This window comes from Actinomadura geliboluensis, assembly GCF_005889745.1.
Lineage (GTDB): Bacteria > Actinomycetota > Actinomycetes > Streptosporangiales > Streptosporangiaceae > Spirillospora > Spirillospora geliboluensis.
The window spans coordinates 1-6290 of sequence record NZ_VCKZ01000493.1 but is presented as its reverse complement, the minus strand read 5'-3'; the positions used below and the strand labels follow the sequence as shown (position 1 = coordinate 6290).

The following is a 6290-nucleotide window of genomic DNA, read 5'->3' as shown; positions in this document are numbered from 1 at the left end:
GGCTACCCGACCGCCACCGCGCGGTAGCGACCAGGTACGACAAGCTCGCCGTCCGCTACCAGGCCACTGTCCACATCGCCGCAATCAACGAGTGGCTGTGACCCCTTTCAAAACACGCCCTAGCCGGCGCCGCGTTCAGCCCTCGTCGTTCAGCCCTCGTCCAGCAGGCCGCGGACGTAGGCGGCCTGGCCGGCGTGCTGCAGGTCGTCGGAGATCACGCTGATGAGCCGCACGGCGAGCGTGACGGGCGGGTCCCAGGAGCGGTCGACGACGCGCTCCAGGTCGGCGTCGGTCAGCCCGGACACGTACTCGATCGTCCGGTCGTGGACGGCGTCGTGGTAGCCGGTCAGCAGGTCCGCCGACCCGACCTCGACCGCCGCGACCTCGTCGGGGCCGTGCCCGTACCCGGTGTCGAGGACGTCCAGCGGCAGGCCGAACCGGTCGGCCCAGCCCTCGTCCGTCCACACCTGGCCGGTGCCGGCGGCGCCGGCGACGTGGTCGTCCTGGATGCGGGTCAGATGCCAGCCGAGCCACGCGATCGAGTTGGCGCCCTCGGCGGGCCGGTACGCGAGTTCCTCGGCGGTGAGCCCGCCGACCGCGCCGTGGACGACCTCCCTGATCCTGCCGAACCCGTCGGTGAGCAGTTGCGCACTGGTCATTGGGCTGACGCTACCCCGATCGCGCCGGATCTCCCGTCCCGGGCGCCGCGAGTTCCCCGGCGGGCGCGCGGGAGGGCAGCCGGACGGTGACGGTGAGGCCGCCGCCGGGGCGCGGCACGGCGGTGACCGTGCCGCCGTGCGCGGTGGCGGTCGCCCGGACGATCGACAGGCCCAGCCCGGCGCCGCGGTCGGACCGCACCCGGTCGTTGCCGAGCCGCCGGAACGGCTCGAAGATCGTCTCGATCTCGTAGCCGGGCACCACCGGCCCGGTGTTGGCGACGGTGAGCTCCGCCCAGCCGTCCCGGCCGCGGGTGGCGACCGCCAGCTCGCCGCCGTCGCGGTTGTGCCGGACCGCGTTCTCGACCAGGTTCTGCACCAGCCGCTCGACGAGCACGGGATCGCCGGACGTGGGCGCCGGGCCGAGCCTGCGGTCGGTGGTGACGCCGCGGGCGCGGGCCTCGGGCCCGGCCTGCTCCAGGACGTGCCCGGCGACGTCCGCGAGGTCGAGCGGCGCGGCGTCCGCCACGGCGTTCTCCGAGCCGGCGAGCGTGAGCAGCCCGTCGATGAGGCGCTCGTGCCGGCCGTTCACCACCAGCAGCGACTCGCCGAGCCGTTTGACGTCGTCGGTGGCGTCCGGGCGGCGCACCGCGACGTCGACGAGGGTCCGGTTGATGGCGAGCGGGGTGCGCAGCTCGTGGGAGGCGTTCGCGACGAAGCGCCGCTGGCCGTCGAACGCGCGCGCCAGCCGGCCGAGCATGGTGTCGAAGGTGTCGGCCAGCTCCTTGACGTCGTCGCGCGGCCCCTCGTAGGAGATCCGCTCGGTGAGGTCGTGGCTGCGCGCCACCCGCCGCGCCGTCTCGGTGATCGTGTGGACGGGGCGCAGCGCCCGGTCGGCGAGCAGCCAGCCGAACCCGAGGCCGGCCGCGGCCACCAGTCCGAGCGCGACGCCGCCCTGGGTGAGCAGCGCGTTCAGCGTCTCCCGCTGGTAGTTCTCCCGCTCCTGGGTCAGCACCCCCTCGAACCTCTGGACGGTGGCCTCCGGGGGACTCCCATCCGGCGGCGGTGTGAGCGACCACTCCGAGGGGGCGCTCGCGAAGACCCGGTTCACGTCCACCGGGTCGGCCTGCCTCGGCAGGCTGCTCTTCAGCAGCAGGTAGGTCAGCCCCAGCAGGACGATCCCGGCGCACAGGAACAGGCCGGTGTAGAGCAGGGTGAGCCGCATCCGGATCGTCGGCCGCAGCCGGTCGGTGACGTGCGTCATGGAATCCGGTACCCCACTCCCGGGACGGTCTCGATGACCGGGGGATCGCCGAGCCTGCGGCGGAGCTTCATCAGCGTCACCCGGACGGTGTTGGTGAACGGGTCGGTGTGCTCGTCCCACACCTTCTCCAGCAGCCGCTCGGCGGACACGACCGCGCCCTGCGCGCGCAGCAGTTCGGCGAGCACCCCGAACTCCTTGCGCGCCAGGTGCACGTACCGGCCGTCGCGGTACACCTCCCGGCGGGCCGGGTCGAGCCGGATCCCGGCGCGCTCCAGCGCCGGCGGCGCGGCCGGGCGGGCCCGCCGGCCGAGCGCCTGGATCCGCGCCACCAGCTCCTCGAACGCGAACGGCTTGGTCAGGTAGTCGTCCGCGCCGAGCCGCAGCCCGGCGACCCGCGCCGGGACGGCCACGGCGGCGGTCAGCATCAGCACCCGCACGAGCGCGCCCGACTCCACCACCGCCCGGCACACGTCGTCGCCGTGCACGACGGGCAGGTCCCGGTCCAGGACGAGCACGTCGTAGTCGTGCACGCCGAGGCGCTCGAGCGCGGCGTCCCCGTCGTAGACCACGTCCACGGCGAGCGCCTCGGCCCGCAGCCCCTCGGCGATCGAATCGGCGAGCATCCGCTCGTCCTCGGCGATCAGTACCCGCACGTCCGCCGTTCTCCTGTCCGCCCCGCCGTCCCCGCCCGCTTCCGCCGGGACCAGCTTGGGGGAGCGGGCGTAACGCGGGCATAACGCGATCCGGTTACGCCCGGGTTACCCGCTCCGGGCTGGACTTGCGTGCGCCGCCGGCGGTCCGTCCGGCGGAGACGACAAGGAGCCCGATCGATGCGACGAGAGACGCTCGCGGCGCTGGCGCTCGTCCCGGTCCTCGCCCTCGGGGTGCAGGGCTGCGGGGGCGGGAAGCAGAACGCCGCGGCGAGCGGCACCGGCAAGGCGGCCGGTGACGACCAGAAGATGCGCGAGTTCGCCCAGTGCATGCGCGAGAACGGCGTGGACATGCCCGACCCGAAGAACGGCAGGGTCGAGATCCGCTCGTCCGCGAAGCCGGGCGGGGGCGGTCCGGACACCAACGGGAAGGTCGAGGCCGCGCAGAAGAAGTGCGCGCACCTCATGCCCAACGGCGGGAAGCCGAAGAAGCCCGATCCGGAGCAGCTCGCGAAGATGCGGGCCTTCTCCAAGTGCATGCGCGACCACGGCGTCACCGGGTTCCCCGATCCCGAACCCGACGGCCGGATGCTGGTCGAGGGCAAGGAGGGCACCGAGATGGACCCGGAGGGCGCGACGTTCCAGGCTGCGCAGAAGGCGTGCGCCAAGTACCAGCCCGAGCGGCGCGTGTCCGGCGGCACGTCGGGCGGCGAGTAGTGGCCAGGACGCGCACCATCGCGCTGAGCGCGGCCGGCGTGGTCGCCGTCGGCGGCGCCGGTCTCGCAACCGCCGGGCTGGGCGGCGGCGACGGCCCGGCCGCCGCGCGCGGCGCGCTGCCGCCCGCCACGGCGCCGGTCGAGCGGACGACCCTCGTCGAGACCAAGGACGTGGACGGGACGCTCGGCTACGGCGCCGCCCGCACCGTGTCCGCCGCCGGCGGCGGCGTCCTCACCTGGCTGCCGGGCACCGGCTCGGTGGTCTCCCGGGGGCGGCCGGTGTACCGGGTCGACGACAGGCCGGTGCCGCTGCTGTACGGCAGGCTGCCGATCTACCGGACCCTCTCCACCGGGACGGAGGGCGCCGACGTCCTGCAGCTCGAACGGAACCTGCGGGCCCTCGGCTACACCGGGTTCACCGTCGACAAGACCTACAGCGCCGCGACCGCCGCGGCGGTGAAGCGCTGGCAGGACGCCCTCGGCGTCGCCGAGACCGGCGCGGTCCGGCCGGGCTCGGCCGTGGTCGCGCCCGGCCGGATCCGGGTGTCCGCGCGCAGGGCCGAGGTCGGCGACCGGCTCGGCGGCCCCGTCCTCGCCTACACCGGCACCACCCGCGTCGTGACCGTCGACCTGGACGTCAAGTACCAGCGGCTCGTGCGGAAGGGCGACGGGGTGGAGATCGAACTGCCGTCCGGCGGCACGGTCAAGGGGCGGATCGGCTCCGTCGGGCGGGTCGCGGAGGAGGGCAGGGAGGACCAGCCGGCCACCATCGAGGTCGTGGTCTCCGTCGGCTCCCAGAAGTCGCTCGGCTCCTACGACAGGGCGCCCGTCGAGGTGCGCCTCACCGCGAACCGGCACCGCGGCGTCCTCGCCGTCCCGGTCGGCGCGCTGCTCGCCCGGGGCGACGGCGGCTACGCCGTCCAGGTCGTCGAGGACGGCCGGGTCCGCACCGTGCCCGTGGAGACGGGCGTGTTCACCGGCGGGCGGGTCGAGATCTCCGGGTCCGGAGTGGCCGAGGGCATGAAGGTCGGGGTGCCCTCGTGAGCCCGGTCGTGGAGCTGCGCGGGGTCACCAAGACCTACCCCGGCGGGGTGACCGCGCTGGACGGGGTGTCGCTGACCGTGGCGGAGCGGGAGCTGGTCGCGATCGTCGGGCCGTCCGGGTCCGGGAAGTCGACGATGCTGCACCTGCTCGGCACGCTCGACCGCCCGAGCGCCGGCACCGTCCTCGTCGAGGGCACCGACGTCTCGCGGCTGCCGGACTGGCGGCTGTCGGCGCTGCGCGCCCGGCGGATCGGGTTCGTGTTCCAGCAGTTCCACCTCGCCGCCGGGGTGAGCGCGCTCGACAACGTCGCGGACGGGCTGCTGTACGGGGGCGTGCCGCTCGCGCGGCGGCGCCGGCGGGCCCGGGAGGCGCTGGAGCGTGTCGGTCTCGGGCACCGGCTCGGGCACCGGCCGCACCAGCTGTCCGGCGGGGAGAAGCAGCGGGTCGCGATCGCCCGGGCGGTCGTCGGGGAGCCGGCGCTGCTGCTGGCGGACGAGCCGACCGGCGCGCTGGACTCCGCGTCCGGCGCGGGCGTCCTGGACCTGCTGCGCGAGCTGTCCGGCGGCGGCACCACCGTCGTGCTGATCACGCACGACCGGGACATCGCCGCGCTGCTGCCCCGCCGGGTGGGGATGCGCGACGGCCGGATCGTCCGCGACGAGGCACGGGCGGAGGCGGTGACATGACCCGGGGGAACGGCGGCGCGCCGGCCCGGCTCGGCCCGGCGGACGCGCTGCGGGTCGGCGCGGCCGGGCTGCGGTCGCGCCCGATGCGGGTGTTCCTGTCGGCGCTCGGCATCGCGATCGGCATCGCCGCGATGATCGGCGTGGTCGGCATCTCGACGTCCAGCCGCGCCCAGCTCCAGGCCACCCTGGACCGGCTCGGCACCAACCTCCTCACGGCCGAGCCCGGCCGGGACCTGTTCGGCGGGGAGGCGAAGCTGCCGGAGCAGTCCGTCGGGATGGTGCGGCGGATGCCGGACGTCGAGTCGGCGTCGGCGACGGCGACGCTGGAGGACGCCAACGTCTACCGCAACGACCACATCCCGGAGGGGGAGAGCGGCGGGATCAGCGTCCGCGCGGCCCGGCTCGACCTGCCGGAGACCGTCGGCCTGGCCATGGCGTCCGGCAGCTGGCTCAACGCCGGCACGGCCCGGTACCCGGCCGTGGTGCTCGGCGCGGAGGCGGCCGACCGGCTCGGCATCGCGGGGCCGGGCGCGCAGGTGTGGCTCGGCTCGCAGTGGTTCACCGTCGTCGGCGTCCTGGAGCCGAACCAGCTCGCCCCCGAGCTGGACGCCGCCGCGCTCGTCGGCTGGGAGGCCGCCCGCGCCCGGCTCGGGTTCGACGGCCACCCGACCACCCTCTACACCCGCGCCCGCGAGGACGCGGTGGAGAAGGTCCGCGACCTGCTCGCCGCGACCGCGAACCCGCAGGCGCCCACCGAGGTCGAGGTCAGCCGCCCCTCGGACGCGCTGGCCGCGCGGGCCGCCACCGACGAGGCGTTCACCGGGCTGCTGCTCGGGCTCGGCGCCGTGGCGCTGCTGGTCGGCGGCGTCGGCGTCGCCAACACGATGGTGATCTCGGTGCTGGAGCGGCGCGCCGAGATCGGGCTGCGCCGCGCCCTCGGCGCGACCCGCGGGCAGATCCGGCTGCAGTTCCTCACCGAGTCGCAGCTGCTCGCCGCGCTCGGCGGGGTCGGCGGCGTGGCCATCGGCATCGCGGTCACCGCGGTGTTCGCGGTGTCGCAGGGGTGGCCGACCGTCGTCCCGGTGTGGGCGATGGCCGGGGGCGTCCTCGCCACGCTGCTGATCGGCGCGGTCGCGGGCCTGTACCCGGCCGTCCGGGCGGCCCAGCTCGCTCCGACCGAGGCGCTGGCGGCGCCCTAACCGGCCGTCGGCGCGGCAAGGCGGAAGCCCGCCCCCGGGGAGGCGGGGCGGGCTTCCAGGGGGACGGGCTTCCAG

7 protein-coding genes are annotated in these 6290 nt (G+C 75.5%); 4 read left to right on the top strand and 3 right to left on the bottom strand.

Annotation, left to right across the window (positions count from 1 at the left end; genetic code table 11):
- Positions 1 to 149: 149 nt before the first annotated feature.
- The 3 genes from ETD96_RS39435 to ETD96_RS39425 are packed head-to-tail and all read right to left on the bottom strand — an operon-like array spanning position 150 to position 2573.
- Complete coding sequence (locus ETD96_RS39435; RefSeq protein ID WP_138641593.1) at positions 150 to 659, bottom strand: mycothiol transferase; 510 nt, start codon at positions 657 to 659, stop codon at positions 150 to 152.
- A 10-nt stretch (positions 660 to 669) separates the two neighbouring features.
- Positions 670 to 1920 carry a sensor histidine kinase gene (locus ETD96_RS39430; RefSeq protein WP_138641592.1) on the bottom strand — a complete coding sequence of 417 codons (1251 nt, stop codon included), beginning with the start codon at positions 1918 to 1920 and terminating at the stop codon, positions 670 to 672.
- Entirely contained in the window at positions 1917 to 2573 is a 657-nt protein-coding gene (locus tag ETD96_RS39425; RefSeq protein WP_138641591.1) for a response regulator transcription factor, read from the bottom strand. The genes ETD96_RS39430 and ETD96_RS39425 overlap by 4 nt, the downstream gene beginning before the upstream one ends.
- Positions 2574 to 2750: 177 nt before the next feature.
- Here ETD96_RS39425 and ETD96_RS39420 point away from each other — a divergent pair, with 177 nt between their 5' ends.
- Genes ETD96_RS39420 through ETD96_RS39405 form a run of 4 tightly spaced genes read left to right on the top strand, consistent with a single transcriptional unit; the run spans position 2751 to position 6215 of the window.
- Entirely contained in the window at positions 2751 to 3287 is a 537-nt protein-coding gene (locus tag ETD96_RS39420; RefSeq protein WP_138641590.1) for a hypothetical protein, read from the top strand.
- Positions 3287 to 4330, top strand: coding sequence for an efflux RND transporter periplasmic adaptor subunit (locus tag ETD96_RS39415; RefSeq protein ID WP_171069457.1), 1044 nt, complete (start codon positions 3287 to 3289; stop codon positions 4328 to 4330). Before ETD96_RS39420 ends, ETD96_RS39415 begins: the two co-directional genes overlap by 1 nt.
- Positions 4327 to 5016, top strand: a complete 690-nt coding sequence (locus tag ETD96_RS39410) for an ABC transporter ATP-binding protein (RefSeq protein WP_138641588.1) — start codon at positions 4327 to 4329, stop codon at positions 5014 to 5016. The genes ETD96_RS39415 and ETD96_RS39410 overlap by 4 nt, the downstream gene beginning before the upstream one ends.
- Positions 5013 to 6215, top strand: a complete 1203-nt coding sequence (locus ETD96_RS39405) for an ABC transporter permease (protein ID WP_138641587.1) — start codon at positions 5013 to 5015, stop codon at positions 6213 to 6215. The genes ETD96_RS39410 and ETD96_RS39405 overlap by 4 nt, the downstream gene beginning before the upstream one ends.
- The last annotated feature ends 75 nt before the right edge of the window (positions 6216 to 6290 follow it).